This window comes from Streptomyces afghaniensis (assembly GCF_044327915.1).
In the GTDB taxonomy this organism is placed as follows: domain Bacteria; phylum Actinomycetota; class Actinomycetes; order Streptomycetales; family Streptomycetaceae; genus Streptomyces; species Streptomyces afghaniensis.
This window is the reverse complement of sequence record NZ_JBIRGJ010000003.1, coordinates 250474-276968: the sequence shown is the minus strand read 5'-3', so window position 1 is coordinate 276968 and position 26495 is coordinate 250474. Positions and strand designations below refer to the sequence as shown.

Below are 26495 nucleotides of genomic sequence, written 5' to 3'. Positions count from 1 at the left end.
GGACGATCCCGATACAAGTCAGGTTCGTTCAGTGTTCGTTCAGAAATGATCAGGCTCGCTCGCGAACCATCAGGATTCCCCCGGTCGGTCTGAATCCTGCCGTCCTGACGCGGAACTGTCAGCTCGTCAGGCTGTCAACCTCCTGCAATGACAGGACGATGCCAAAGTGATCTCTGGACAGTCTCAGAGCGTGTGAGGCGTTGCGGGCACCGGCCACAGGGCGCTGTGCAGCCGGTTCTGTGCGGTCGTGACGGTGACCCCGCGATAGTCCCCCACCGTCTCGGCGAGCCAGAAGTCGGGGCCCAGCCGCGTGGCCAGAATCGTGCGCGGGGCGCCCCCCTGCGTCTCGCCGACGAACTCCGCGCAGACGCTGAACTCCCCGGCGGGCAACCGGCCCCAGGCCAGTGACCACGGCCGCTCACCGCGCCGGCCGTGCAGCGCCCCGGCCAGCACTCGGCCGGAACCGGCCAGGGCCGGGGTCAGCGCCACCGGTTCGTCATCGGACAGCAGGGCGAGTGCGGGGCGGCCGTCGAACGCCGGGTTGGGCACCAGCCGGACCACGATGCCGCTGTTCGCCAGCACCAGGTCACCACCGGCGCCCGGCGGTCGGACTCCGCCCTGGCGCGGTGCCGGCCCGGCCGCCGGTTCGGGGGCCACCGCCAGGGAGGCCGTCGGCGTCTGGGTCATTACGGCGTTCCTGAACACGGAGTTGTCCTTCCAGCCGGGGGTGCGGGGGAGGGGCTCTGCGGATGAGCCCCTAGAGACGTATAACCGGGTGGCGTCGGGTCACTCGACGTCCTTGAGGACCCGCTCGACGCTCTTGACCCGGTCGCTCATGTCGTTGAGCTGGAGGCGCACCTCCACCAGTTCCCGCTCCATGTCCTGCTGGGCCATCACCGCCTTCTCCGCGATGCTCTTGTAGTCGCTCTCCCTGGACATCACGGTCTTGGCACGCCACACCGCGATCGTCGGCCAGATCACGAGAACCGCGCACACGAGGATGAATCCCATGGACCCGAAGGACCAGATCATGCCGTCGTCGTAAGCGGCCAGCTGCACAGAGCTCATTTACGGTCTCCTTGAGTTTGGTCAGCGGTGAGTGAGAGCGCGGCCGCTGCGAGGGCCTCGGGCGTGAGGTGCAGCGAGAACGGCTCGATGTCGTAGTACTTCATGGCCTTGCCGTCCTCGGACAGCACGAGTCTCGAGGAGACCAGCCCTGCCGCTTCCAGCTTGCGCAGGTGGACCTGGAGCAGCGCACGGCTGATCCCCATTTCGCGCGCCAGCCGGCTCACGTAGTCCTCGCCACCCGCCAGGGCGGCCAGGATGCGCATCCGGTGCGGGTTGGCGAGCGTGGCCAGGATCTGCACCAGCCGGTCACCCGTCACTTCGGAAAGCTCCATGCTCCTCCTCCATCTGCAAACAAATACTTGCAGGTGCTAGAGAGAGGTGTCAACTGCTTCGTGGAGTGAGCACATGCAAGGGCTGCGTCCATGGAACGGCGAAGGGCGCCCCGCCGACCGGCGGGACGCCCTTCTGGTGGTGGTGCGGATCAGCTGCAGCGCCACACGGCAGGGAACCGCGGGAAGGTGCTGCCTGCGCGGGCCTTCGCGCCCGCCAGCGTCCCGTCGTCGGCGAGCGCGTGGAGCGAGCCGTCGCTCGGGGCGGCCCCCACGCTGGTGGTCAGCTGCCACAGGCCGGCGGCCAGCCTCTGGTCGGTGCCGAGGATCAGGCCCTGGCTGTTGATGGCGGAGGTGCTCTGACCCTTCGGCAGGGCCGTCGCCTTGCCGTCCTTGTTCCACAGGACGGCGGACGGGTCGAAGTCGGAGGTCAGGGCCTTGCCGATCACGTAGCCGTTCGAGATCCCCGTGACCTGGGCGTGCGCCGCTCCGGCCGGGATCGGCAGCCGCTTGGCGACGCCGTCCTTCCACAGGTAGGGCAGCCAGGTGCCCTTGGGGTTGTCGACGACGGTGATCGCCACCGTGCCGTCGCTGTCGACGCCCTCGACCTGGCTGCCGCGGGGGAGGCCGGGCAGCTTGACCACGGTGCCCGGCTGGTCGGCCGGCCACTTGTAGACCTCGGTGTAGTTCGGGTCGGCGCCGTAGCCGTGGCCGTAGATGTCCCCGTTCTCCGCGATCGCGCTGGTGTGCACGTCGTGGGTGTTGGGGAGCACCGGAAGCTTCTCCAGCTTGCCGTCGCGCGAGACGACCGGGAACCAGGACCAGCTCGGGAAGCCCTCCGTCGAACCGGTGACCCGGGCGCCCTGCCCCACGACGGTGCCCTTGGTGTTCACGTCGCTGACCATGAGGTCGAAATCGGCGCCGGCTGCGGGCCCCAGGTCGGTGACCTTACCGCCCGACCAGAGGACGGCATGCTTCAGCGAGTCCTCCTCGGGGAACTCGACCTCCCCCGCGTACACCCCGGGTCCGGCCGTCGCCGTCACGGACCCGGCCTTGATGCCCGCCGGCACCGGCAGGTGGGTCGCCTTGTACGCGCAGGCCTGGGCGGCGGCCTGAGGTGCGGCCTGGGCGGACGGTGCGATGCCAGTCACTGCGGAGGCGACGAGGAACGTCGCGGCCAGTAACGTGACGTTGCGTCTTTTCGGGTTCATGTCATCCCATCAAAGCGGTGAATGCCAGCCCGCCCAGTATTCGGGCCGCCTCTATGTTCCTCCTATGTCACACACAGTGACGACTTGGGACCCGCGAGCGGGCGATGACTCATTCCTGCCAGTCCCGGTGGCCCTCGTTTTCCGGGTCCGTTCCGCGGGCGGCGGAGCCGGCCTGCGATGCGTTCAACGGCTCTGCCACCACACGAGGCCGCACCCGACAAGAGCAGAGCCCGCAGCCGTGGCGACGCCGCGTACGGCGGCGAACAGGGCGGCTCGCCCCAGACGACGAGCGGTTCGCTGCCGCTTTCGTTCCGTGAGCTTGCTCATCGGGATCTCCTCCGGTCATCTCGTCGCTGCTGCGAGCTGGCGGTCCGAGTTTCGTGCGGTGACGTGGATGAGACCCGGCCGGGCGGGAGGACCGGGCGTTTCTCGTTCTACGCTGCTGGCCGACGAGGTGCCCGCTGCACCCGCTGCGGGCGGTCCCGGGCGCAGCGGCCAGGAGGGGGAGCGCGGGTGACAACACGGTCTCGGGAGGCGCGACTGCTCTACGAGCAGCTGCGCGCACTGGAGCAACAGGCGCGGGAGGCCCGCCGCCGAGCCGGCTGCCGGTACTCACGGCGAGAGGTGATCCAGGCACTCGCCAAGCCCCCATACGGGAGGAGAGTCGGCGACCAGCGGATCAGCGACTGGGTGCCGACGAGGGACAAGGAGCCGAAGGTCCCGAGCGACAGGAGCAGCGACGACGTTCTGGCGTTGGTGCGGCTGTGGAGTTCCTGGGCGGGTGAAAGTGTCAACGAGCGTCATTGGCGCAACCTGCTGGAGCAGGCGCAGCCGGTGCGGGTCCCGCGCACGGTGCCTGCTGGCCCCGGGCGGTCGGTCCGTGAGTTCACCGATCCGTTCACGCTGGAAGTGCACGAGGCCATCGACGGCGGTGGCGCGTCGGGGTTGCCGTTGCTTCCCCTCTACGTCGTTCGGCAGCACGACCGGTGGCTGGCCGACGTGGTGAACGGCCTCGTCGCACGGTCCGCCGGGCAGCCGGCCGGCTCACTCGCCGTCCTCGTCGGTGAATCATCGACCGGCAAGACGAGGGCGTGCTGGGAGGCGCTCAATCTGCTCCCCCCGGACTGGCGGCTCGTGCTTCCTCTGGTACCGAGCCCCGCCGAAGCACTGATCGCCGCATTGCCCGGAATCACTCCCCGCACCGTCCTGTGGCTCGACGAGATCCACCGCTTCCTGAGCGGAGACCAGGGCGAGCAGGCAGCCGCCCACCTGCGAGAAATACTCAACGACTCGCGGCGGGGACCGCTGCTCGTCCTGGGCACGACCTGGCCCGCCCTGTGGACGGCTCTGGTGAAGCCGCGCAAAGACGGCGACCGCAGAGACCCGCACGCACAGGCCCGTGCCCTCCTCACCGGGAAGCACTACCGGGTACCGGACGCCTTCGAGGACACGGACGTGCCCGAGCTGCGGCGCCTCGCCGCTGCGGACCTCCGGCTCCAGGAAGCGCTCGAACAGGGTGAGCCGGGGCGGATCACGCAGTACCTCGCGGGCGGTCGCGCACTCATTGACCGCTACGAGACCGCCACGGCTCTTCAGAGGGCCCTGATCGAGTCGGCCATGGATGCCCGCCGTCTCGGGCACGACACGCACCTCCCGCGAATCCTCCTTGAAGCGTCGATCCGCCATTACCTCTCCGCCGACCAGTACGACTTGGTGGCGGACGGCGACATCGAGCACGCACTCGCGGAACTCAGCGAGCCGACGCGTGGAACTCGGGGCCCTCTCACGCCCGTCACCTTCCGTGAACCGGGCGGGCCTCGTGTCCTCACCGACGACATCGGACTCGCGGACTACCTGGACCAGCACGGCAGGAAGGAAAGGCGCACCAAGGCACCGCCGGCGGGGCTGTGGGACGCACTGGTGGACCACGCAGCGCGGGATTCCCTCATCGCGCTGGCCGAGGCCGCCAGGGACAGGGGGCACCTGAGGATCGCCCTGCAGCTGCTCGCGGCGGGGGTGGAAGCGGGGGTGCCGGGCGCTGCCATGGCAGCGGCTCAGTTCTTGGAGGAAGAGGAAAAACCAGACGAGGCACTGCTGTGGTGCCTGCCTCTCGCGGAAGCCGGGAACGTCGCGGCCATGGGCCGGGTGGCCGGGCTCATGGAGGCGATCCGGCCGGACGTCGCGGTGGCCTGGCACAGGAAAGCCGCCGAAGCGGGAGCAAGGTATGGCTGGCTGTACGCCGGCATACTCCTGCGCAGGGCTGGAGGGTTCGAGGAGGCAGAGTTCTGCTTCAGGCATGCGGCCGATGCCGGTGTGCACGGTGGACATGGAGAACTGGCTCACCTGCTGCAGCAGGAGGGGCGGACGGAGGAAGCGCTCATCCACCTCCAGCAAGAGGCCGAGGCAAGCGGTGGGTACGCAGTCGTGGAGACGGCCGCCCTGATGCGGCAGCGCGGTGACAGCGGCCTCACCGTCCTGGCGTGGCTGCTGTCCCGTGCAGCGGAAGAAGGCAGAACGGACAGTGGCGGTATCCCTTGGGCAGAGCACGCGTTGATCCGGCACCTGGCCATGGACGCCCTCCTTCGAAGCCGATTGCGCAGCCTTGCCGACGAGGAGGGGCAGGACGACGCGGTGCGGCGCGAGTTGACCGTACTGCTGGAGTGGGTGGAGGAGCTCGCCAAGGGCGACCGTCGGGAGAAGGACGCGGACACACCAGAGGCGCTCAGGCAGCAGGGCCACCTGGCGGAAGCACTCGTGCTGTACCGGAAGGAGGCCGACGCCGGTCGGCGGGACGCCGTGGCGCAGGTCGCCGCCCTGCACGAGCAACTGGGGAAACCGTCGGAGGCCCTCGCCTGGTACCGGCGTGCGGCGGAAGGAGGTGATCCGGAGGTCATCCCGCAGATCGCTCGCCTGATGACGGCAGCCGTGGGGCCGGACGAGACCTTCGACTGGCTGAAGTCGTGCGCGGATCACCGAGGCGAGGAGGGCGACCCGGACCAACGGTCCGCCGTGGCCGAGCTGCTCCGCATCGCGGGTCGCACGGGCGAGGCACTCGCCTGGCTCCGCCGCGTCTCGCAGACCGGTGACCCGTACGCCTGGCGTCAGTTCGCCGAACTGCTGGAAGCGGCCGGTCACCTGGAGGACGCGCAGGGCATGCGGCGGTACGGCTGGGAGCCCTGCGGCGAGATCTCGAAACCGTGGAGTGCGGCCCCGCCGACAGTCCATCGGCCGAGCCACGTCCGAACAGCTGGAGGCTGATCGGATGTGGCTACGTCCTGGTTCGCCGGACGATGCGGAAGCGCTCCGGCTCGGTCTCTTCACATGGCGGCTGATCCCTGCACACGACAGCAGGGCCCAGGTCTCCGACCTGGGCCCTCATCATGGAGCGGGTGACGAGAATCGAACTCGCGCTCTCAGCTCGGGAAGCTGCGATCATTTGAGGGCGGTCCGGGCGCTGACCTGGACGAACGAAGACATGGTGGTCTCGCCGTTCGAGCCCGCTTTCACCGTGATCCCCCGCTGGTCCCCGCCCTGTCTGGTGCGCTTGTGGCGCGGCGGAGGACTTCAGCGCGCGAGGTCGGGCGCTGCCTCGATGACGTCAGCCCAGTCGCGATCGCTCCACGGGTTGCCCGTAACCGAGGCGTGCGGCGACGGTGTCGTCGAGGAAGCACGCCTGAGCGATTCCTACCGTCTCGTCGGGCCACCGATTTGGGATACGGAACCTCTGGGCTGAACGCTCCCTCCGTCGGCCAGAGCCGGGATCGTCGGTCGCGGAGCACCTCGGGGCGGCTTAGGCTGAGATCAAGGGCCCTCGAGTGGAAGGGAACCTCGAGATGCATTTCGTCCTGATCGCGACCCACACCCCGGAAGTCTGTCCGACCTCTAACGCGACAACGCGCGACCTGATGCTGCAGACCGCCCCTGATATCCCGAACCTCGCCCAGAAGGCAGGCGTCGAGATCGTGGCCGGCCCCTTCGTCAACCGTGAACACACGATTGTCATGGTCGTACAGTCCGACAAGGTCGAGAACGTCGACCGCTTGCTGATGGAGTCTCGCCTCCCTCACTGGAACCGCGTCCGCGTGCTGCCGTCGCTGACCATGGAGGAAGGACTCACCGATATCGAAGCGCAGACGCCGATCTTCTGAACTCACCAGGCACGCGGCCGGTGCTTCGATTGCGGGCGCCGAGATGCGCAATGGCCCTGCCGCCATCAGCGCAGACGAACACAGTCGGCCCTGCCCTTGCCCTCTTCAGGGCCGCGTGCTTCACGCCGCGCCGGGCTGGAGATCGACCCGGCGTAGGTCGTGGAAGCGCCGTAGATCGATTGGCGAGGCGTGGGGCCAGAGCGTCGGGGCCCGGCGACAAGCAGCTGAAACACGGCTGAAAGAGGACTAGTCGCTACGGAGCCCCACCAACACGCTTTCCAACTGTGGTGGTGGGGTGTGTGCAGGGGCGTTCACCTGGGTTCATGGGCGGCTGGCCATCCGTGCAGGAGCGGCTCCGGGTCTCGTCTGAACGGCCGTGAACGGGGCTGAATGAGACGGAAAGTGTGCTTCCCACTGGAGATCTACCAGCTGTCCCGGTGACAGCGTGCGGACGCACCTTACGGGCGCGTCTGCGCCGACGGCGCCGACACGGCCCGGGGCAACGCGGGATGAGTGCGGGTCGGGCACTGTGGCGGCGGGTGCCGTCTTGGGTCGTCGACGCGGGCCTCGTCGTGCTCGCCGCGCTCGACGCCTGGATCAACCTCGACGACGAGGCGACACCCCTCATGTGGGCCTGCGCCGCCCTCGGCAGCGCCGGACTGCTCCTGCGCAGGCGCTTTCCGCTCGCCGTCTTCCTGCTGACACTGCCCATGCTGCTGTTCATGGACGTGGGAGTCGCGCCGATCGCCGCGCTGTACACACTGGCCGCGCGCACCCGTAACCGCTCGCTGCTGGCCGGCAGCGCCCTGCTGAACGCGGCGGCGACCACCCTCGCCTGGCCCCTGTCCGACGCGTTTTCCGGCGACCCGTTTTCCGGCGACCGGACCTGGACGCTCATCGAGTTCGTCTACACGCTGGCCATGGCCTTCGCTCCGATCCTGTGCGGCCAGCTCGTGCAGGCCAGACGCGACGTGGCCCGCCAACTCGTCGAGGTCCAAGTGGCCCGCGAACACGAACGCGCCCTGTACGCCCAGTCCGTCCTCGCCCGCGAACGCGCCCAACTGGCCCGCGAGATGCACGACGTCGTCTCCCACCAGGTCAGCCTCATCGCCGTACAGGCCGGAGCCCTGCAGGTCGCCGCCAAGGACCCCGATGCCCGCGACGCCGCCCGCACCATCCGCACCCTGAGTGTGAACACCCTCGACGAACTCCGCCACATGGTCACCCTGCTGCGCGCCTCCGGTGGCAAGGAAACCGAACTCACCCCCCAGCCCACCCTCGCCGACCTCCAGCAGCTGATCGCCAACAGCGGCATCGAGACCACCCTGACCGGGGAGCTCCCGCCCGGCATCAGCACAACCGCCCAACGCACCGTCTACCGCACGGTCCAGGAAGCCCTCACGAACGTCCGCAAGCACGCCCCGGGCTCCCGCGCAGAGGTGCGCCTGTGGCATGACGCGCAGCACTTCGGCGTCACCGTCACCAACACCGCCCCCACCCGCCCGACCGTCGCCCTGCCCAGCGCCCGGCACGGCCTGATCGGCCTGAGAGAGCGCGCCGAACTGCTCAACGGCACCCTCACCGCCGAACCCACCCCACAGGGCGGATACGAGATCGAACTACGGGCCTCCACCCGGCCCGCCTGAGCACAACCCGCCCGACGCGGATCGGCGTGCCCGGACACGACAAACCTCAGGCCGCTGACCTGGGGTTTCGTATGGAGCGGGTGACGAGAATCGAACTCGCGCTCAGCTTGGGAAGCTGCGTTCATTCGGGGCTAGTTCGGACGTTGACCTGGGCAAACGTCCTGGACGCGCGGCCGCGTCGGGTAGGGCGGCGTTCACCGTGGGGGCGCTGCCTGGCGGGCTCGTTCGCGCCGAAGTCATGGACAGGGTTTGGCGTTCTCCGTTGTCCACTTCTGAACGCCTGATGGGCCCCACCTTGATGATGGCCCCGACATGCTCGTTGTCAGGCTGTGGTGGCAGCGTCCTGAGCTGACCTGCGCACAGCGATGATCCGCGCAGTCACTCTGGTTTGACCGTGATCACCGCTGTCTCTTCCTGCGGCGCGACGCTTGCCGTGCCTTGGGCCGTGACGAAGGGCTCCTGACCGGGCTGCCGCGCGCCGACGCATGCGAGGGCGAGCGTGGCGGTCATGGCCAGGACGACAACGGCGGCTCCCGAGAGCAGGAAGGCGTTCTCGACTCCGGCGAGTTTGATCGCGGTCGAGGCCACGAAGGGGGAGATCGCCAGAGCGCCTGCCACCCCGGCCTCCCACAGGCCGAGCGCCTTCGCCAGATGATGGCTCGGTATGCGCTGCTGCACCAGTGCGATCAAGGGAATGTCCGTGAGGGCCGAGGCCAGCCCCGTGGCGGTCAGGAGAACGGCCGCCACAGCATGGGAGGTGACCGCTCCCAGCGGAGCCCGGAAGATCCCGAGCAGGGCCCACGCCAGCACAGCGGCCAGTGCGAGTCTGCGGATGCGCACGCCGGCCAGGAGCAGGGCGCCCACCACCTCGGCGACCCCTGCGACGCCGAGCAGCAGGCCGTACTGGCCGCCCTGTCCCACGACCGTGACCAGCCCGACGGTCAGGAAACCGTTGGTCAGGGCGAGGGCGAGCACGAAGGTGACGATGACGACGAGTACATCGGGAGCGGCCCGCACTGCCCTCAGCCCGGCGCCGAGATCGGACCACAGCCCGGTCTGCCCGCTGGTCGCGGCGGGGCGGGTCACGCGGATGGCTGCCACGGCGACCGCCGAGCCCAGGAAGGTCAGCCCGTTCACCACCAGCACCGACTGCAGCGAGCCGAAGGCCAGCAGCGGCGCCAGCATGAGCGGGCCGACGAAGAAGGCGGCCCGGAAGGCGACTTGCAGCAGTCCGTTGGCCTGCTGGAGGCGGTCGTCCGGCACGATCTGGGGAACGATGGCGTTGCGGGCCGGGGCGAACGGGGCGCCGATCAGCGCCAGCAACGCCGTGGTCGCCACGAGCAGGGGCAGGTTCAGCAGGTTGAGTGAGAGCAGGACCGAAGCCACGGCCACCACGGCGACCCGGGCCAGGTCGGTGGCGATCATCAGCTTCCGGCGGTCGCGGCGGTCGGCGTACGAGGCGACGACGAAGGTGGCCACGAACGCGGGCGCGAACGCGGAGACGCTGACCATGGCGACGGCCGTGGGGTCCTTCGTAAGTGACCAGGCCAGCCAGGCGGTCGCGGCGGTGTACAGGCCGTCGCCGAAGCGTGAGATGCCCTGACCGGCGAAGAGAAGCAGGAAGTTGCGGTCCTTCAGTAGTGACATGCGGCCACTGTCGGGTTCCGTCCGGGGCCTGATCCACTTATTAGGCAGATGGCTAATCAGTCGCTTCGCCGTCCCCGTGCAGGAAGCTCTCTAGGCTGGGAGTCAGGCCCGCCACCTGTCCGGGCACAAGCCGGTACAGGACGTAATAGCCCTCGCGGCGGCGCTCCAGCAGGCCCGCGTCCGCCAGCACCCGCAGGTGCTTGGACAGGGCGGCCTCGCTGACGCCGACGAGCGGGGCCAACTCCTGCGTGCTGCGCGGGCGTTCGGCGAGCAGCCGCAGGGCGCGCAGCCGGGTGTCGTCGGCGAGCGCGCGGAGTGTGCCGACGAGCCTGGCCGGCGGAATCCGCGGGCGGGCTTCCCGGACGATCGAGGAGACGGGGAAGACGAGCCCAAGGGGCCACGGACCGTCGCAGTTGACGCGTACGTGCGGCCACACATAGGCGCTGGGGGCGAGGACGAGTGTGTCGTCCGGGCCGATGGCGACCTCGTGGTCGTGCGGCCGCTCCAGCCAGAAACGCTCGGCCTGCGGATCGCTGCGCACCTCCGGCCACAGGCCGCGGAGCATCCCGTACAGGCCGCGCTGCTCGATCTGGTGTCCGGCCTCGCTGACGCCGGCGGCGAGTTCGGGTTCGAGCCGTGCCCATTCCTCCTCGAACGCCTCCCGCCAGTAGCGCTCCAGCATGCTCAGGAACCGTTCGAGCAACGCGCGGGGATCGTCGAGGAGCATCGCGGCCATCGCTTCGTCGCTCTCCCGTGCGACTCGCTCCCGCAACAGGCCGCGTACCTCCGGTTCGTCCAGCACGCGCGGATCCCTGCCCTCGCCACCGCCCGGCCAGGGCATGAGCAGGGGGACGGCGAACTCCAGGCGGACCAGCTCCGGATCCGCCCCGCGCAAGCCGGCCAGTTCGTCTTCGAAGTCCGTCAGTCCACCGATCGGCTGCGGAAAGAGGAACTCGGGGAAGTACGAGCGCACCGCGTAGGAGAACGCCTCGATCTCCCGTTTCAGCGCCGGGGACAGCTTGCGCATCGCACGCACCCAGCCGTGCTGGACGGGGTGGTGCTTGGGCTCCACCAGCACATGGAGACTCAGCACGGCTTCCATCGTCGGCGAATAGGCAAACCCCACCCGCTCCGCACCGCCGGCCGGAACCCGGAACACGATCGTCATGACCCGTCATCCTTGCCTCACGGCGCCCGCGAGGGGAGCCGCGCCGCGCCGCAAGCGGCAGGGGCCGACCTCACCGGTCTAGACAACAAAGAACCCCCGGGTCTCTGACCTGGGGGTTTCACATGGAGCGGGTGACGAGAATCGAACTCGCGCTCTCAGCTTGGGAAGCTAAGGGCATCTGGGGCCTGGTCCGGGGCTGACCTGTGGCGGAGCCGTGTCGGCGCGTGGCGGGCGGTCGACTGGTTCCCCGGTGTTCCCCGTGGTTCCCCGCAGGATCTGGCACGGGTCTGGCACGGGCCCCTTCACCATTCGGGACGGGCAACTCAAGTACACGCCCGCGGGCTTGGGCGCGCAGCTTCATGAGACGGCTGTGGAAGACGTTGTGGCGGTTCTGGTCGAGGTTCAGCGGCAGGTCGAGTTGAGAGATGAGCTCCGGCTCCATGGATCACGGTTGTGCGCTTGTGCTGACCGTGCCGACAGCAAGCGCTGCTGACGCACATCTTTGCTGGACTGCTGTCACAGAAGCCACCCAACCGGGTACCCTCCGTACCAAATGGATGTGAGCAAAGGGGGGCCCGTGAACGAGTTGGAGCTGGCTCAGTTCGCAGTACCGGCAGCACATGCGCTTCTGACGGCGATGGTTTCCGACGGTTGGCAGACCTTTAAGTCACGTCTTGCTCGCATTATGGCCGGGAGGTCAGGAAACGCCGACCTGGCAGCGGAGACTTTGGACGAACTACGGCAGAGGGCGATCGATAGTCAACAGAACGGGGACGTGCAGCAACGGCAAAATGAGATTTTTGCTCTGCTGTGCACCACGCTGGCAAGGGATCCGGAAGCGGTCACGCCCCTAAAAGAGCTACTCGCCGATATAGAGGCGCATAACTCTGAGGTGAACGCGAATAACATCTCCCAGAACGCGACCGTCCAGGATAATGCTGTGGCATTTCAGCAGGTTTCTGGATCGCAGACCTACCAGGCGCGATGAGACCGTCTGAGTTGTGGGGTGACCCCGGAGCTGAGGACGACATCGCGGGAGCGTCGACAGCTACCCAAAGTGCTGATATCCATGATCACGGTACAGCATTTCAGCAGCGTCACGGTATTCAGATTTACTATGGTGGCCAAGGGTCGAAAAGTCCTCAGGCGCTGGCAAACACGGCGCATCTCCTAACTCTTGATACCGTCCCGAGGCTGCAACAATGCGAAAATCCCGTCAACTTCGGGATCCATCCTGCGGCGAGCTGGGATGAGAATCAATACCCGGATTATGTCCGGCGTGACATCGATGAGGACCTGCATGCATTGTTGCGTCCAGGTTCATTCGTATTGCTAGTTGGCGACCCTACTTCAGGGAAGTCTAGAACTGCCTTCGAGGCAGTAAAAGAAAAGTTCCCGGATTACTATATACTGCGACCGGAGGACGGCGCGGAGTTCGACGAATGCGTGGCATTCGCAGCATCGGACAACAAAGTTATCTGGCTTGACGATCTCGACAGGTTCCTCAGCCACCCTGGCCTCTCTACCGGCTCACTGGATGAGGCTCTGCGGACGGGCGCCGTTTTGATAGGTACTATGCGGGCGGAGCAGATGGATATGCTGTCGCCGCGATATGAACGAGGCCATAGTCAGCAAAGCAGAGTTCTGGTGCGGTCCGCTAGGGCTGTAACTGCCCGAGCGCACATTATTTACATTGATAGGAGATGGGGCGACCAGGAGGTGAAGCGGGCTGGGCGGTCCGCAGATCCGCGTGTGCGAGATGCTTCTCGACATGCTGCCGAGTATGGCATCGCTGAATATCTGGCGGCTGGCCCGCAACTGTACTTAGAGTGGCAGAATGCTTGGGCCCCTGGTCTTCACCCTCGGGGTGCTGCACTGGTTTCGGCTGCCGTCGACCTCCAAAGGGTTGGCGTGCAGGAACCGGTTTCCAGAGAACTTCTGGAGCGCCTTCATGATAATTACCTAGGTCAACGTGGCGGTATCCGCCTGAGGCCGGAGCCGATCCTAGATGCTTTTCACTGGGCGCTTGAGCCTTTGCATGCAACTAGCAGCCTACTCATCCCTGTTGCAGATGACATGTTCAGGGCGTTTGAGTACCTGCCGGCGGCCGTGGCACGTGACAAGAGAAGTGATGGGCCACCTGACGACGTATGGGCCACCGCTATTGAGGATTTCTCGCTAGAGATTGCCCACACGGTCGGGCACCGTGCTGAAAAGGCTCGTAAGCCTGAATTTGCAGTTAAGGCTTACGAACGTCTTGCAAAGGCTGGCGTACACGATGGGTCCTTCCATCTGGGCTACCTCGCTGCGCAGGAAGATCGACTAGAAGAGGCGGAATACTGGTACCGTCAGGCAATTGCGCAAGGCAGCCGTGTATCGAAGAACAACCTTGGCACTGTTCTTATGCGGTCGGGGCGTGAAGATGAGGCGGCCTATTGGTTCGGTGAGGCTTCCCGTGAAGGCGATAGCCGTGCTATGCGAAACTTGGGTGGCTACCTCCTAAACTTGAAGCAATTTGACGAGGCCCGAGATCTTTTTACTTCATTCATGGAGAAGTCGCCATCTGTCGCCAAGCTTCTTATGGGGCAGCTTCACATTTCCCGCAGCGAATACGATACGGCGGAATACTGGCTCAGGCAGGCCGTCGATGACGGTAATGATGATGCTTGGTTCCCGTTGGGTATTGCGCAGGAAAAGCGGAATGACTTGGAAGGGGCCCTATGTTCTTACGGTCGTGCAGTAAAGGAAGGCAATAAACGGGCGGCAAACAACCTGGCGGGCATTCAACGAAAGCTCGGTAATCTCGACGAAGCGGAGGCAATCTATAGAAGCAGGCTTGAGCAAGGCGATGATGAATACGTGGTATTCAATCTCGCCAACCTGCTAGCCGAAATGAGGCGTTACGAAGAAGCTGAGGCGCTCTATCGACGGTCGATTGAGACGGGTTTCGAGTACGCAAAGAATGACCTAGCGTTGATGTTGGATGAGATCGGCCGTAGTGACGAGGCCGAAAACCTTCTCCGTGCTGCTGCGGCAGACGGCGATACTCAGGCGATGGCGAATCTTGCCGCCCGCTGCAGACGGCAAGGGGACCCGCGCGAGGCTCTATCTTGGATTAACCGTGCAATATCTTCAGGTAAGGCGGGCTATTGCACGGAAATGGGGTTGATTCAGGAAGCGCTAGGATTCCCAAACAGGGCCATGTTGTGGTACAGGCGAGCAATGGACGGCGGCTCCTCTAGTGCGGCGGTCGCCCTTGGGTACCTTCAAGAGAGAAAAGGAAAGTACAAAGCAGCTCGCAAGCTCTATCTCAAGGCTGTTGACATGGGGGATGGTCACGCTCTGTATCACCTAGGGCAGTATTATCTGTTCCGCAACGCCCTCGGTGAAGCGCGCAAGTATCTAGTCCAAGCGCGAGAGGCTGGCGAAAGCGTGTCGCACATGCTCGCTTACTTGTCCATGCGTGATGGCGATCTTGTACAGGCGCGGCAGCTACTGGATGAAGCGGCGGCCAATGAGGATCAAGACCCAATGGTAGAGACCCTTCGCCGAATGCTCGATCAGGTAGAGGCGCATATGGCTAACCACGAACATTGCTAACGTCTGGTTAGTGCGTACCGGCTTCAAGCTCAAATGTTAGGACGGCGGAGCGGCTTTGGGGTGGTGCTGCTTTGGCGTGAGTGATCATGGCCCCGTAAGCTTCCGGCGAGTCGGGCAGTCTGTGGACCTGCCCGGTAAAGCACGACGTTGGGGCCATGATCTTCGAGGCTCGCGCCAAAGTGGCTCCGTAAAGCCGTGGAGCCGACCGCCCCAGCCACGGCGTACCCCTTCTCTGACATCAGGTGGTTGATCGCTATGAGCGCGGCACGGGCGCCGGCCGGGCTGGAGCGGGACGGAGGCAGGAGCGCAGGCCCGGCCGGGGGCCGGGCCGCGCGCGGGGAGCGGAGCGAGCCGACTTGAACCTGTGAAGAAGGTTGTAACTCAGTCGGTTTACCGGGCCTGTTCAGTCGTGTGCTCGGAGTGCTGAGACCAGTTGGTGTCCTTCCTTGGCTCCATGGCGCAGGAGGACGGCCGCTGTGGTGTGCAGTTCGTTCCAGGAGTGGGGGCGGCCGACGGATGCCGCGTCGGGGACGGTTGCCAGGGCGACGGTGAGGGCCTGGGGTGCTTCCCCGGCGCAGGCGAAGGCGTGTGCGAGGCACGCCTTGTACCAGGTCCTGTCGCGTCGGAACTCCTCCGGCAGGGCGTCCAGTCCGGTCGTGAGGTGGTCGATGGCTGCCCGCCAGCGGCGTAGGTGGAGTGCGGACATGCCGCGTTGCAGGGTGAACCAGGTTTCGCCGTAGAAGTACATCCACGGTGGTTCGTCTTCCGGGTGTTCGGCGGCCTGGTTGATGAGGGTCTGTGCTTCGTCGAGGAGGCGTTCGGCGTCGTCGGCGTCGCCGTTGAGGGCGTGGCCGCGGGCGGCCATCTGGGCGGCCATGCCCTGGACGCCGAGGGAGGTGCCGGGTGCGGACCAGCGGGCGGCTTCGGCGAGTCGTACGCATCGGGTGCCGCGTCCGCCGGACCAGGCCATGTGGGCCTTCATGCTGAGAGTGGTGGCGGCCATGTTGGGGTCGCCGGCTTCCAATGCCCATTCGTGGCTGCGGTCGTACCAGGCCAGGGCGGTGGCCGACTGGGCTTGGTCCTGGGCCATCCAGGCCAGGAACTGGGCGTGTTCGGCGGCGAGGCGGACCACGCGGTCGGCGAGGGAGCCGCGGGCGCCCGCGTAGAGGTCGACGACTGTCTGGAGCTGTCGACGCATCACCTCGACGAGGGGGCGGGAGCCGATCTCGTCCTCGGCGCGACGGTGTTCGGCGAGCAGGCGGTCCAGCCAGTCCAGGGTGGGGGCGTCGACACGGTGTGCTGTGTCGACGACGCTCGTCACACGGGCCAGGAGGTCTTCGTCGGGGCCCGGGCCGGCCAGGAGGAGCGCTGGGACGGGGCCCGCCTTTGGTTGTTCCGCAGGCGTATGCAGCAAGCGTGGGATACCGAGCCCCGTGGCGATGCGCTGGCGTACTTCGAGCGAGGTCACTCGACGTCGGCCGCGTTCGATGTCGGAGACGTCGGGCTGGACCAGTCCGACGAGCTCGCCCAGCCTCGTCTGGCTCAGACCGGTGAGCTTCCGGTATGTGCGGAAGACCTGGCCCCAGTCCTCGCGGGTGACCGCTGAGACGAGCGTGGGATGAGACCAGAGGTCGGTGCGGAAATCCCCCATAACCCCAATATAGGGCGGGCCTATGTCGCTTGGGATGGGATCAACTGACCTCTGGCGCAACGGTCTTCCTGCAAGGACCCCGGCGACCGAGCGACCGGTCCGGGGCGTGGCCAATGTTGCTGAGGAACGTCGACATGACAGAGATTGGATTTCCCGGGGCCTGTCGCCTGTCCCCGACGGGCGGGCCGGGACGGGGGACCGCCGAGCGGTGGCTGGCATCCGCCCATCCGTCCCCCGACGCGGCGGTCGGAGAGTGGAACAGCGCCGCGAGGCTCGCCGTGATTCCGTTGGGGAGGGTCTTCGAGGCGGTCCGTCTGGCCGAGTCGATTGTGCACAGGGCGATCGCCGTCGCTGATCCGTACACGGTGAGCTGTCGATTGCGCCGCTGTCTCGGTGGTGGCCCGGTTATCCATGACCCGGGATTCCGTCGCTACTACGCCCTCGTCCCGCCCGGCACCGCACGCACATGGCGAGAACCGGCAGCCGAGTGCCTGGGTGACGGCACATACCTCGGCGTGCCGCGAAGTGATCGCGTCGAGTTCGACGAGCGGACGCGGGTGTCGTACTGGGCCGTGCGCGTGACCCGGCCGGAACGGCTGTGTGCTGCCGTTGACGTGCGGGCTCTCGTGATGGCGGGGCGCTGCCTCGAGAGCGAGGACGCGGGATGACCGGGCCTGCGACTCCCGCTGCGTCGCTGGACGTGGCGGTCATGCGGGCGTGTGCGGAACGCCTGCTCTCACAGGACGTCGAGAAGCTTCCTTCCGGGGAGGTGGAGAAGCTCACGCTCCGTCTGCGGGGCCATGTCGGGCTGATCGTTCGTGAGATCGAGCCGGCTGCGCTCGCGCTGCCCGAGGACAGCGTGCCTCGAATCTGTGCGCTGAACTGCGTCGGGGAGGCTCGCCTGCGATTGAGCGCGGAGCCCGGCCGCAGCCTGCCTGCGCTGATGGCTCAGGCCCGAGGCCTCGCCCGATTCGCACGCGCGCTGTGCGACCACTACGAGGACGACGAGTACCAGTGCCGAAGCGGCCCCGAACAGGCGGCGTACCTGCGCTTGCTCATGCACTGCCCCGGGTGCCGGGACTGCCGGGCCGTGGATGACGACGGCAAGGCGGTCGGTGCGTGCGCGACCGGTGATCGGCTCTATAAGGAGTACCGCCTCGCTCGGCGCGGGTCTGTCCTCTCCCGTGAGGAGGCCCCATGGGAGTCCGAGGTCTGACCCACGAGTGCTGACGCGGTGACGCCTGACGCCTGACGCCTGACGCGGGTCGGCGTCGTGTCTGTGTCCACAACCTGTGGACACAGACATGCGTCCCTGGTGGTGCGGATCTGGCGCACATCTGGCACGCGGCCAGTGATCACCCCGGACAGCAAAACGGCCCAGGTCGCTGACCTGGGCCTTCTTCGTGGAGCGGGTGACGAGAATCGAACTCGCGCTCTCAGCTTGGGAAGCTGATGTTCTACCATTAAACTACACCCGCGTAAGACGCCGACCGGAGTCGGTGTCCGAACGGTCGCCACTTTACCTCATGTCAGGCTCCCGGTGTTGATGCCGCGGAGCCTGAGGGCGTTTCAGGGGCGTGACACGGCTGCGGGTGACCGGAGTTGGGGCGTACGGTGGGGGCGTGGGCGAGGGTCCGGGCGGGACCGGAGTGCCGCCTGGAGGGCCCTCCCTTTGATCCCGTACCGTGGCTTTTGTCGTCAGGCAAGCAGCAGCCCGACGCGGCTCTTGGGGAAGGGACTCTTGGACTTGATGGAGCGCACCGTCGTCCGTTGTGCGGATGGGCACGTGTTCACCACCGCTTCGTTCCCGATGCAGCAGGCCGACCGGCTCGGCCCCGGCCGGCTGCTTCGGTGCCCGCGATGCGCGCGGCTGCGGAGCGTGGTGCCCGTGAGCTACGAGAAGCGGTAGCTGCACGGCCCGCCAGAAGCACGCAGGCAGGCGCGCGGAGTCGTCCGGTTGTGGTCGCTCCGCGCGCCTTGCGTATCCTCGGGGCGTGCTTCTCTCAGACAAGGACATCCGGGCCGAGATCGACGCCGGGCGCGTGCGGATCGACCCCTTTGACGACGCCATGGTGCAGCCGTCGAGCATCGACGTGCGGCTGGACCGCTACTTCCGGGTGTTCGAGAACCACCGGTACCCCCACATCGACCCCTCGATCGAGCAGGCCGATCTGACCCGGCTCGTCGAGCCGGAGGGGGACGAACCGTTCATCCTGCATCCCGGGGAGTTCGTCCTCGCCAGTACGTACGAGGTCATCTCGCTGCCCGACGATCTCGCCTCCCGGCTGGAGGGGAAGAGCTCGCTGGGGCGGCTCGGGCTGGTCACGCATTCGACGGCCGGCTTCATCGATCCCGGGTTCAGCGGGCACGTGACCCTTGAGCTGTCCAACCTCGCCACCCTGCCCATCAAGCTGTGGCCGGGGATGAAGATCGGGCAGCTGTGCATGTTCCGGCTCAGCTCGCCCGCCGACTTCCCCTACGGGAGCGAGCGGTACGGGTCGCGCTACCAGGGGCAGCGGGGGCCGACCGCCTCCCGGTCCTTCCTCAACTTCCACCGGACCCAGGTATGAGTGACGTCCGCGAGAACCTCTCCTACGAGCAGTTCGGCGTCGCCGTGCGCGAGCTCGCGCAGACCATCGCCGACGACGGGTACGAGCCCGACATAGTCCTCAGCATCGCGCGCGGCGGTGTCTTCGTGGCCGGCGGGCTCGCCTACGCCCTCGACTGCAAGAACATCCATCTCGTGAACGTGGAGTTCTATACGGGCGTGGGGACGACGCTCGAGATGCCCGTCATGCTCGCTCCCGTCCCCAACGTGATCGACTTCTCCGAGAAGAAGGTGCTGATCACCGACGACGTCGCCGACACCGGCAAGACGCTCAAGCTGGTCCGCGACTTCTGCCTGGACACCGTCGCCGAGGTGCGCAGCGCCGTCGTCTACGAGAAGTCCCAGTCGCTGGTGAAGTGCGAGTACGTGTGGAAGCGGACCGACGAGTGGATCAACTTCCCGTGGTCCGTGGAGCCGCCCGTGGTGCGGCGGGCCGACCAGGTGCTCGACGCCTGAGCTGCGAGCAGGAGGACAAGAAAAGGGGCTCCCTTTCCGGGGAGCCCCTTTTTCATGCCGCGCGGCAGACCTTAGTGCGGCAGACCTCAGACTGTGCCCAGCTTCACGATCGACAGCAGCGCGATCAGCTGGATCGCCGACGCGCCCAGCGCCTTCGGCCAGGGCAGGTCGTGGGAGCGGGCGACCATGAGGGTCAGCAGCGCGCCGCCCGCGATCCAGGTGGCCCAGCCCAGCAACTGCACGAACGTCGCGTCGCCGCCGGCGAACATCGCGAAGACCAGGCGGGGTGCGTCCGTGATGGACATGATCAGCATGGACAGGCCGACCGTGGGCTGCCAGGCACCGTCGCCGCCGAGCTGCCGGGCCAGGGTGTGGGTGACCACGCCCAGGATGAACGCGCTGAGCACCATCGCGACCGCCGTCGTCAGGACGATGGGGACGGCGTTCGACAGTGTGGCGTTTATCGCATCCTTGCGGGCGCCGTCGAAGCCGAAGACGGCGAGCAGGCCGTAGAGGAACGTGACGATGAGGGCCGGGCCCCACATCGTGTAGTCCCGCATCTGGAGGAACGTCTGGTTGGGGGCGAGGACGACGCCCCTCAGCAGGGCCTTCCAGTGCAGGCGCGGGCCGACCGGGCCGGGCGGCGGGGCGGCCGAGCCGGCGCGGTAGGTGTCGCCCTGGCTGTAGGGGTCCTCGCCGACCGAGAAGGCCTGGGTGTGGCCCGGGTTGTTCGCCGCGTAGGGGTCGTGCGGGCCCTGGGGGCCGGGCGGGTACGCGCCGTCGCCGAAGTACTCCGGCTCGCCCTGGTCGCCGTAGCCGCCACCAGGCCGCCCGGCGTTGGGCTGCGGCCAGGTGGGGCCGCCGCTGCTGCCGTACGGCGGCTGCTGCGGGTACGGCTGCGGCGCCGGCGGGTAGCCGTACGACGACGGTCCCTGCGGCGTCTGCTGCCCGTGCGGGGGGTTTTGCGGTCGCGTCTGAGGAGCGCCGTTGTTCCGGCCGCGTCCGATCCTGAATCCAGCCACGTCTTCGAACGTACCTGGTCCCGGGCGGTGGCGTGCCGGGCCCGGGCTTCCGGGCCCGGCTTTGCGGCCGAGCTGTGACATCCCTTAGGGGTAAGGGCCGTTGGGTGTCCGTGGGTTGTAGGGGTTCGGCCGTACGGGCTTCCCGGTGTGCCCCCGGGCCGCCCCGGGCCGCCCCGGGCCGCCCCAGGCCGGCCCGGGCCGGTCAGTCGGGAAGCGCCCCGCCCAGGTCCGGCAGGGCGATCGCGCCGGTCTTCGTCGGTGCCGTGCCCGTGCCCGGCATCAGCAGTGCGCCGCCCGCCGCGCCCACGGCCAGGTCCGCCTTGCCGTCGGCGGTCAGGTCGCGCAGGCGGAGGGTGTAGCCGAAGGCGGCGTGGGAGTCGGCCGGGCCCAGCACCGTCTGGGCGATCCACGAGGAGCGGGCGCCGCTGAGGCCGCCGGAGCCGCCGCGGAAGACGTGGACGCCGCCCTGGTCCTCCAGGCCCTCGATGTCCTCGTGCGGCACGCCGACCGCGAGGTCCGCGTAGCCGTCGCCGTTGGTGTCGGCGGCCGAGATCGCGTAGCCGAAGTCGTCGCCGGCCTCCGGGGTGCCGGAGACGCCCGAGGTGGCCTGGGTGAACGTGGTCGAAGTGCCCGGGCCCGTCGACGTGCCGCGCCAGATCGTGACCGCGCCCTTGCCGTTGTCCTTGTCGGGCACGCCGAGGGCGATGTCGCCGTAGCCGTTCTTGTCGAAGTCGCCGATGACCGGGCTCGGGTAGAGGCCCTCCTGCCGGTCGCTGAGGGTCCTGGACGCGCCCGAGGCGAGGCCGGAGGACGTGCCCTTGAGGAACCAGGCGCGCTCGCGGATGTCGCTGCCGGTGATCTCCGTGCCGATCACGACCAGGTCGGTCTTGCCGTCCCCGTCGACCTTGCCGGCCCCGAGGGCGGAGGAGTACCAGCCGCCGGTCCCCTTGTCGATCTTGCTGACCTTGCCGGTCGTGCCCGACTTGGTGAAGGGGCCGCGGTACAGCCACGCCTTCTCGCCGCCGATCACGGCCAGGTCGGGGGAGCCGTCGCCGGTGAAGTCGCCGGTCGCCAGGTCGCGGCCGAAGTGGCCGGCCGCGCCGCCGGCGGGCGTGAGGTTGGTGCCGCCGGACAGGCCGGACTTCGAGCCCCACAGGATGGTGACGGTGCCGCGGTAGTCGGCGCTGCCCACGTGCTCGGTGGGGTTGCCGACGACGAGGTCCGCGTAGCCGTCCTTGTTGAGGTCGGCGCTCGCGAGGGACGCGCCGAACTGGTCGTCCTCCTCCCCGGCCCCGGGGACGCCGGCGCTGTCCTGGTGGAGGTACTTCGGGTGGGCGGTGTCGAGGCCGGTGGCGGTGCCGTACACGACGGTCACGGTGCCGCCCTCGCGGTCGACGTCGTTGTAGCCGCCGTAGGCGAGGTCGCGGCGGCCGTCGCCGTTGAAGTCGTCGTAGTGCTTCGCCACCGCCGCGGAGGCGGGGCCGGTCAGGAACACGGGCGTGACGCCGGTCGCCAGCAGGGCGGCGACCAGGGCGGTCGTGGTGGATCTGCGCATGGTGTCTCCCTGGTCCGTCAGCCGATGAGGCCGGTGCCGAAGGCGCCGTAGGAGCGGGTCTGGCCGAGGCTTCCGGGGCCGAAGGAGCGGGCGCCGTCGGTGACGGGGCCGGTGGCCGAGCCGCGCAGCGCCGTGATCCCGCCGATGCCCTCGTCCTCGAAGCCGGCGGTGATCGTGAACTCGGCGCGGCCGTCCTTGGTGACGTCGGCCAGCAGGACGTCCGAGCCGAAGTAGTCCATGGCCTCGGCGGTGCCGGGGACACCGGCGGTGGCCTGGGTGAGGGTGCGGCCGCCGGTGCGCGAGACACCCGAGGCCGAGCCGTTCATCAGGACCGTGCTACCGGAGTCCTCCAGGGTGCCGACGTCCTCGAAGACGACGCCGATGGCGAGGTCGCCGTAGCCGTCGCCGTTGGTGTCGCCGATGGAGACCGAGCCGCCGAAGCCGTCGTTCGCCTCGTCGGCGCCGGGGACGCCGGTGGAGGCCTGGGTCAGCTCGGCCATGGGCGCGTCGCCGTTGACCGGGCCGCCCTCGGAGCCGCGGATGACGACGACCTGGCCGCCGAGGGAGCCGCTGTGGTCGTCGTCCTTCGTGAAGACGTTGCCGAGGGCGATCTCGTCGCAGCCGTCGCCGTCGATGTCGCCGAGGGCGAGGGAGGTGCCGCCGTTCAGGGGGCGGGGGACCGAGGTGTCGGGGCCGGTGGGGGAGCCGAGGTAGGCGACGCCCTTGGACCAGCTGCCCGACTCGGACGAGTCGAGGCGGACGCGGTAGGTGAGGACCAGGTCCGACCTGCCGTCGGCGTTGGTGTCGCCCGCCTTCATGGCGTCGACGCTGTACGCCGTCTCGGGGGTGTTGACGCGCTTCGCGGCGCCGGTGGTGCCGGTCGTGGTGAAGCCGCCGCGGATCACATAGGCGTGGGAGGAGCCGGTGCCGACGGCCAGGTCCTTCTTGCCGTCGCCGTCGAAGTCGCCCGAGGTCAGCAGCCGGCCCCAGTTGTCGTGCCCGGAGACCGCCGGGTCCTTGACCGAGGTGCCGTTCTTCAGGCCGCTCGCCGAGCCCCACAGCACGGTGACGGAGCCGCCGTCGGTGTCGGTGCCGACGTCCTCGCCGGATGAGCCGACCGCGAGGTCGGTGTAGCCGTCGCCGTTGAGGTCCGCCACGGCGAGCGCGTCGCCGAAGGTGTCCTCGGCCTCGGCGGCACCGGGCACACCGGCGGTGTTCTGGCTGACCACGGTCCGCTTGGCCGGGTCGAGGCCGGTGGCGCCGCCGTAGACCACGGCGACGTAGCCGGCCATGCCCTTGCCGTCGACCTTGGCGTACGGGGCGGCGAAGGCGACGTCGCCGTAGCCGTCGCCGTTGAAGTCGGCCTTGGGGCCGGTGGCGGGTGCGGCGGTGGCCGCCGTCGCGGGCAGGGCCGTGAGCAGGCCGGTGGTGAGGGCCGTGGCCAGCAGGAGGGTGCGCTTGCGCATCTGTGGATTCCCGGGTGTCGTTCGATCAGGGGTTGAGTGCGGTGCCGTAGCCCGGCGTGCCGGCCGTGGAGATGCCGGTCGTGCCCGGGCCGAGGCTGACGGAGCCGGTGGCCGTCGGGCCGGTGGCGGTGGCGCGCAGGGACCAGACCGCTCCGTCGCCGGCGTTCTCGCCCGGCGCGGAGACGGACAGGTCGGCGCGGCGGTCGCCGGTGTGGTCGGTGAGCGTGACGCGCTCGCCGAAGCGGTCGCCCTTCTCCGAGCCGCCGGGGACGCCCGCGGTGTTCTGGGTGTACGAGGTGGCGCCCTTGGTGGTGAGGCCGGACGCCGAGCCGTACAGCACGGTGACGGCACCGGCGGCGGAGTTCTCGCCCGCGGCGCCGATCGCCAGGTCGGCGTAGCCGTCGCCGTTGATGTCGCCGAGGGAGACGTCGCTGCCGAAGCGGTCGCCCTGCTCGGCGGCGCCGGGCACCCCGGCGGTGTCCTGGGTGAGGACGAGCGGGGCGCGGTTCGTGTCGAGGCCGCCGTCGGGTCCGCCGTGGACGACGGTGACCCGGCCGCCGAGGGCGCCCTCCGGGTCGGCGGACGGCTCCCGGTCGTTGCCCACGACGATGTCGTCGTGGCCGTCGCCGTCGATGTCCCCGACGGCGGAGACGAACCCGGCGGGCAGTCGCTCCAGCCAGTCGACGTAGTTGCCGATCTTCAGGTCGGCGAGGGCGGTGGTCGCGGCCCCGGTGCTCACGGCACGGCCGTGCAGGACCACCCGGGGCCGGCCGTCACCGGTGACGTCGCCGGAGGAGAGGTGCGTGACGCCGGCCGAGGAGGACCACCAGTCGTTGCGCGAGCCCGAACCGCCGTTGGACGCGCTCGTCCTGGTGATCGGACCGGACACGAGGGAGAGGGTGACCGGGCCGGTGGAGCCGACCGCGACGTCCAGGTCCCCGTCGCCGTCGAAGTCGCCCGCGGCCAGCGCCTGGCCGTACCGGTCGTAGTCGGTGCTGAAGAAACTGAACAGCGAACGGGCGCCCGACAGACCGGATTTCCCGCCCCAGACGATGGTGACCGTGCCGTCGTTGCTGTCGCTGCCGTCCTCGCCGGGCGTGCCGATCAGCAGGTCGGCGTAGCCGTCGGTGTTCAGGTCGGCGGAGGCGAGCGCGGAGCCGAAGGCGTCGTCGGCCTCGGCGGCACCGGGCATGCCGGCCGTGTTCTGGGTCAGCAGGGTGCGCATGGAGCTCTTCGGCCCGCTGGTGCTGCCGTAGACCACCGACACGGCACCCGCCTTAGCCTGCCCGGCGACGGTGGCGCCCGGCGCGCCGATCGCGAGGTCGGTGCGGCCGTCGCCGTTGAAGTCGTAGGGGGCGGCGGGCGTCGCGGCGTGCGCGGCGGGAGCGGACAGGGTGAGGGCGAGCGGGGTCAGGGCCGCCGCGAGGACGGCGGTGGTGATACGGGTGCGCATGACGGTACGTGCCTCACTGGAGGTCTGATCGGACGTCACTGGGCGACGGGGCGTCACTGGGCGACGACCGAACCGAGGCCGGCGCCCGACTTGAGGGAGACGGCGGTGGTGGTGATGCCCTGCGCCCCGCTCGTGGTCAGGCCGGAGGCGGAGCCGCGCAGGGTCCACAGGCCGCCCGTGGAGTTCTCCCCGTCGACGCCGATCACCAGGTCCGCCTTGCCGTCCCCGGTCACGTCGGTCAGGCCGACCGCGGAACCGAAACGGTCCCAGGACTCGGCGGAGCCGGGCACACCTGCGGTGTCCTGGGTGTACGACTTCACGCCGCTGCTCGTCCGCAGGCCGGAGGCGGAGCCGAACAGCACGGTCACCGAGCCGGCGTCCTTCGCCGAGCCGACGTCCTCACCCGAGGCGGAGACCACGACGTCGGCGAACCCGTCGCCGTTGATGTCGCCGGTGGTCACCGCCGAGCCGAAGCCGTCGTCTGCCTCGCCCGCGCCGGGCACGCCCGCGGTGTCCTGGTGGACGACCGTCGGCTGCTGCGCCGGGTCGGGGCCGTTCGGGCCGCCGTACCAGACGGTGATCTGGCCGCCCTTGTGGCCGCCGGGCTTGAGGTCGTACGGGTCCGTGTGGTCGCCGAGGACGAGGTCGCCGTAGCCGTCGCGGTTGATGTCGCCGATCGAACCCGGGTAGCCGTCGGCGTCCGGCAGATCGGCCATCTTGTACGTCGTGCCGGTCCAGCGGAAGTAGTCGATCTGGCCGCCGGTGTCGCCGTCCACGTTGAACGGGTACACGCGCTCGGCCGCGCCGTCGCCGGTGAGGTCGCCCGCGAACACCTCGAACGTGGTGCCGACCTCGCCGACGCGGAGGTGGTTCAGCGGGCCGCCGGTGCGGGTGAAGGGGCCGTTGTAGATGCGGGTGTGGCTCTGGCCGGTGAGCGTGACGTCCGTGTCGCCGTCACCGTCGAAGTCGCCGGTGGCGATGCCCCGGGAGAAGTTGCCGTACTCGGCGAGCGTCGACGGCTGCGGCAGGCCCTTGCCGCTGGTCAGGCCCGACTTGCCGCCCCACAGGATCGTGCCGGAGCCGATGCCGTCCCGGTCGCCGATGCTCTCGCCGGCGGCGCCGACGACGAGGTCGGAGTAGCCGTCCCGGTCCAGGTCGCCGGTGGCCAGGGCGGCGCCGAACACGTCGCCCGACTCGGCGGTGCCGGGCACGCCGGTGGAGTTCTGGGTGATGACGGCCTTACGGGCGGCCGAGACACCGGACGCCGACCCGTACAGCACGACGACCGCGCCGGCGCAGGACGCCGAGCCGACGTCGGTGCAGGGGGCGGCGGCCGCGACGTCCCGGTACCCGTCGCCGTTGAAGTCCCCGGCGAGGCCCGAGGGCGCGGCGGCTGCCGGGGTGACGGTGAGCAGGCCGGTGGTGAGCGTGGCGGCCAGGATGAGGGTGCGCTTGCGCAAGAGGGGG

General features: G+C 68.5%; 20 protein-coding genes and 2 tRNA genes. 8 read left to right on the top strand and 14 right to left on the bottom strand.

From position 1 onward, the window contains the following. Positions 1 to 183 precede the first annotated feature (183 nt). The 4 genes from ACH4G3_RS11825 to ACH4G3_RS11810 all read right to left on the bottom strand — a co-directional run bounded on the left by ACH4G3_RS11825 (position 184) and on the right by ACH4G3_RS11810 (position 2608). Positions 184 to 687: a hypothetical protein gene (locus ACH4G3_RS11825; RefSeq protein WP_397624303.1), complete on the bottom strand. Its 504-nt coding sequence runs from the start codon at positions 685 to 687 to the stop codon at positions 184 to 186. 99 nt (positions 688 to 786) lie between these two features. Next, on the bottom strand, positions 787 to 1068 hold the full coding sequence (locus ACH4G3_RS11820) for a hypothetical protein (RefSeq protein ID WP_397624302.1): 282 nt from the start codon (positions 1066 to 1068) through the stop codon (positions 787 to 789). Then, positions 1065 to 1400 carry an ArsR/SmtB family transcription factor gene (locus ACH4G3_RS11815; RefSeq protein ID WP_397624301.1) on the bottom strand — a complete coding sequence of 112 codons (336 nt, stop codon included), beginning with the start codon at positions 1398 to 1400 and terminating at the stop codon, positions 1065 to 1067. Before ACH4G3_RS11815 ends, ACH4G3_RS11820 begins: the two co-directional genes overlap by 4 nt. Before the next feature lie 149 nt (positions 1401 to 1549). Beyond that, positions 1550 to 2608 carry a hypothetical protein gene (locus ACH4G3_RS11810; protein WP_397624300.1) on the bottom strand — a complete coding sequence of 353 codons (1059 nt, stop codon included), beginning with the start codon at positions 2606 to 2608 and terminating at the stop codon, positions 1550 to 1552. 513 nt (positions 2609 to 3121) lie between these two features. On the opposite strand from ACH4G3_RS11810, the gene ACH4G3_RS11805 reads away from it, so the two are divergent. Further along, positions 3122 to 5866 carry a tetratricopeptide repeat protein gene (locus tag ACH4G3_RS11805; RefSeq protein WP_397624299.1) on the top strand — a complete coding sequence of 915 codons (2745 nt, stop codon included), beginning with the start codon at positions 3122 to 3124 and terminating at the stop codon, positions 5864 to 5866. Between the two features lie 123 nt (positions 5867 to 5989). Here ACH4G3_RS11805 and ACH4G3_RS11800 read toward each other — a convergent pair. Next, a tRNA-Gly gene (locus tag ACH4G3_RS11800) sits at positions 5990 to 6128 on the bottom strand. Positions 6129 to 6441: 313 nt separating this feature from the next. On the opposite strand from ACH4G3_RS11800, the gene ACH4G3_RS11795 reads away from it, so the two are divergent. Together ACH4G3_RS11795 and ACH4G3_RS11790 are read left to right on the top strand one after the other, a co-directional pair. Continuing rightward, a complete protein-coding gene (locus tag ACH4G3_RS11795) occupies positions 6442 to 6756 on the top strand; it encodes a hypothetical protein (RefSeq protein ID WP_356092190.1) in 315 nt (104 codons plus the stop codon). 509 nt (positions 6757 to 7265) lie between these two features. Next, on the top strand, positions 7266 to 8402 hold the full coding sequence (locus ACH4G3_RS11790; RefSeq protein ID WP_397624298.1) for a sensor histidine kinase: 1137 nt from the start codon (positions 7266 to 7268) through the stop codon (positions 8400 to 8402). Positions 8403 to 8780: 378 nt separating this feature from the next. Here the strand turns inward: ACH4G3_RS11790 and ACH4G3_RS11785 are convergent, their stop codons facing one another. Together ACH4G3_RS11785 and ACH4G3_RS11780 are read right to left on the bottom strand one after the other, a co-directional pair. Then, positions 8781 to 10049 (bottom strand): MFS transporter, encoded by a 1269-nt coding sequence (locus tag ACH4G3_RS11785; protein ID WP_397624297.1) that lies wholly within the window; start codon positions 10047 to 10049, stop codon positions 8781 to 8783. A 52-nt stretch (positions 10050 to 10101) separates the two neighbouring features. Continuing rightward, entirely contained in the window at positions 10102 to 11217 is a 1116-nt protein-coding gene (locus ACH4G3_RS11780; protein WP_397624296.1) for an ArsR/SmtB family transcription factor, read from the bottom strand. 577 nt (positions 11218 to 11794) lie between these two features. Here ACH4G3_RS11780 and ACH4G3_RS11775 point away from each other — a divergent pair. Together ACH4G3_RS11775 and ACH4G3_RS11770 are read left to right on the top strand one after the other, a co-directional pair. Beyond that, entirely contained in the window at positions 11795 to 12205 is a 411-nt protein-coding gene (locus ACH4G3_RS11775) for a hypothetical protein (RefSeq protein WP_397624295.1), read from the top strand. Continuing rightward, positions 12202 to 14817 carry a tetratricopeptide repeat protein gene (locus ACH4G3_RS11770; protein WP_397624294.1) on the top strand — a complete coding sequence of 872 codons (2616 nt, stop codon included), beginning with the start codon at positions 12202 to 12204 and terminating at the stop codon, positions 14815 to 14817. The genes ACH4G3_RS11775 and ACH4G3_RS11770 overlap by 4 nt, the downstream gene beginning before the upstream one ends. A 403-nt stretch (positions 14818 to 15220) precedes the next feature. On the opposite strand, the gene ACH4G3_RS11765 is transcribed toward ACH4G3_RS11770, so the two are convergent. Next, complete coding sequence (locus ACH4G3_RS11765) at positions 15221 to 16468, bottom strand: NsdA family TPR-like regulatory protein (RefSeq protein ID WP_397624293.1); 1248 nt, start codon at positions 16466 to 16468, stop codon at positions 15221 to 15223. 664 nt (positions 16469 to 17132) lie between these two features. On the opposite strand from ACH4G3_RS11765, the gene ACH4G3_RS11760 reads away from it, so the two are divergent. After that, the gene (locus ACH4G3_RS11760; protein ID WP_397624292.1) at positions 17133 to 17684 is read left to right on the top strand and encodes a DUF6415 family natural product biosynthesis protein; all 552 of its coding nucleotides are present in this window, start codon (positions 17133 to 17135) and stop codon (positions 17682 to 17684) included. A gap of 188 nt (positions 17685 to 17872) precedes the next feature. On the opposite strand, the gene ACH4G3_RS11755 is transcribed toward ACH4G3_RS11760, so the two are convergent. Next, a tRNA-Gly gene (locus tag ACH4G3_RS11755) sits at positions 17873 to 17946 on the bottom strand. A gap of 516 nt (positions 17947 to 18462) precedes the next feature. On the opposite strand from ACH4G3_RS11755, the gene dcd reads away from it, so the two are divergent. Then, positions 18463 to 19038 (top strand): dCTP deaminase, encoded by a 576-nt coding sequence (dcd, locus tag ACH4G3_RS11750; RefSeq protein ID WP_354737170.1) that lies wholly within the window; start codon positions 18463 to 18465, stop codon positions 19036 to 19038. Further along, positions 19035 to 19532 (top strand): phosphoribosyltransferase, encoded by a 498-nt coding sequence (locus ACH4G3_RS11745; protein ID WP_354737167.1) that lies wholly within the window; start codon positions 19035 to 19037, stop codon positions 19530 to 19532. The genes dcd and ACH4G3_RS11745 overlap by 4 nt, the downstream gene beginning before the upstream one ends. A gap of 86 nt (positions 19533 to 19618) precedes the next feature. Here the strand turns inward: ACH4G3_RS11745 and ACH4G3_RS11740 are convergent, their stop codons facing one another. From ACH4G3_RS11740 to ACH4G3_RS11720, 5 genes are all read right to left on the bottom strand, one after another. Continuing rightward, complete coding sequence (locus ACH4G3_RS11740) at positions 19619 to 20635, bottom strand: Yip1 family protein (protein ID WP_397624291.1); 1017 nt, start codon at positions 20633 to 20635, stop codon at positions 19619 to 19621. Positions 20636 to 20756: 121 nt separating this feature from the next. Next, a complete protein-coding gene (locus tag ACH4G3_RS11735; RefSeq protein WP_397624290.1) occupies positions 20757 to 22109 on the bottom strand; it encodes an FG-GAP and VCBS repeat-containing protein in 1353 nt (450 codons plus the stop codon). A 17-nt stretch (positions 22110 to 22126) separates the two neighbouring features. Beyond that, a complete protein-coding gene (locus ACH4G3_RS11730; protein ID WP_397624289.1) occupies positions 22127 to 23575 on the bottom strand; it encodes an FG-GAP-like repeat-containing protein in 1449 nt (482 codons plus the stop codon). Between the two features lie 25 nt (positions 23576 to 23600). Next, complete coding sequence (locus ACH4G3_RS11725) at positions 23601 to 25028, bottom strand: FG-GAP-like repeat-containing protein (RefSeq protein WP_397624288.1); 1428 nt, start codon at positions 25026 to 25028, stop codon at positions 23601 to 23603. A 53-nt stretch (positions 25029 to 25081) separates the two neighbouring features. Next, positions 25082 to 26488: an FG-GAP repeat protein gene (locus ACH4G3_RS11720; RefSeq protein ID WP_397624287.1), complete on the bottom strand. Its 1407-nt coding sequence runs from the start codon at positions 26486 to 26488 to the stop codon at positions 25082 to 25084. Between the last annotated feature and the right edge of the window lie 7 nt (positions 26489 to 26495).

Coding starts and splice junctions, on each gene's coding strand:
- ACH4G3_RS11780 (WP_397624296.1), bottom strand. CDS start 11,217: ATGACGATCGTGTTCCGGGTTCCGGCCGGCGGTGCGGAGCGGGTGGGG.
- ACH4G3_RS11795 (WP_356092190.1), top strand. CDS start 6,442: ATGCATTTCGTCCTGATCGCGACCCACACCCCGGAAGTCTGTCCGACC.
- ACH4G3_RS11785 (WP_397624297.1), bottom strand. CDS start 10,049: ATGTCACTACTGAAGGACCGCAACTTCCTGCTTCTCTTCGCCGGTCAG.
- ACH4G3_RS11770 (WP_397624294.1), top strand. CDS start 12,202: ATGAGACCGTCTGAGTTGTGGGGTGACCCCGGAGCTGAGGACGACATC.
- ACH4G3_RS11745 (WP_354737167.1), top strand. CDS start 19,035: ATGAGTGACGTCCGCGAGAACCTCTCCTACGAGCAGTTCGGCGTCGCC.
- ACH4G3_RS11790 (WP_397624298.1), top strand. CDS start 7,266: ATGAGTGCGGGTCGGGCACTGTGGCGGCGGGTGCCGTCTTGGGTCGTC.
- ACH4G3_RS11740 (WP_397624291.1), bottom strand. CDS start 20,635: ATGTCACAGCTCGGCCGCAAAGCCGGGCCCGGAAGCCCGGGCCCGGCA.
- ACH4G3_RS11735 (WP_397624290.1), bottom strand. CDS start 22,109: ATGCGCAGATCCACCACGACCGCCCTGGTCGCCGCCCTGCTGGCGACC.
- ACH4G3_RS11730 (WP_397624289.1), bottom strand. CDS start 23,575: ATGCGCAAGCGCACCCTCCTGCTGGCCACGGCCCTCACCACCGGCCTG.
- ACH4G3_RS11725 (WP_397624288.1), bottom strand. CDS start 25,028: ATGCGCACCCGTATCACCACCGCCGTCCTCGCGGCGGCCCTGACCCCG.
- ACH4G3_RS11760 (WP_397624292.1), top strand. CDS start 17,133: ATGACCGGGCCTGCGACTCCCGCTGCGTCGCTGGACGTGGCGGTCATG.
- ACH4G3_RS11825 (WP_397624303.1), bottom strand. CDS start 687: ATGACCCAGACGCCGACGGCCTCCCTGGCGGTGGCCCCCGAACCGGCG.
- ACH4G3_RS11815 (WP_397624301.1), bottom strand. CDS start 1,400: ATGGAGCTTTCCGAAGTGACGGGTGACCGGCTGGTGCAGATCCTGGCC.
- ACH4G3_RS11765 (WP_397624293.1), bottom strand. CDS start 16,468: ATGGGGGATTTCCGCACCGACCTCTGGTCTCATCCCACGCTCGTCTCA.
- ACH4G3_RS11820 (WP_397624302.1), bottom strand. CDS start 1,068: ATGAGCTCTGTGCAGCTGGCCGCTTACGACGACGGCATGATCTGGTCC.
- ACH4G3_RS11810 (WP_397624300.1), bottom strand. CDS start 2,608: ATGAACCCGAAAAGACGCAACGTCACGTTACTGGCCGCGACGTTCCTC.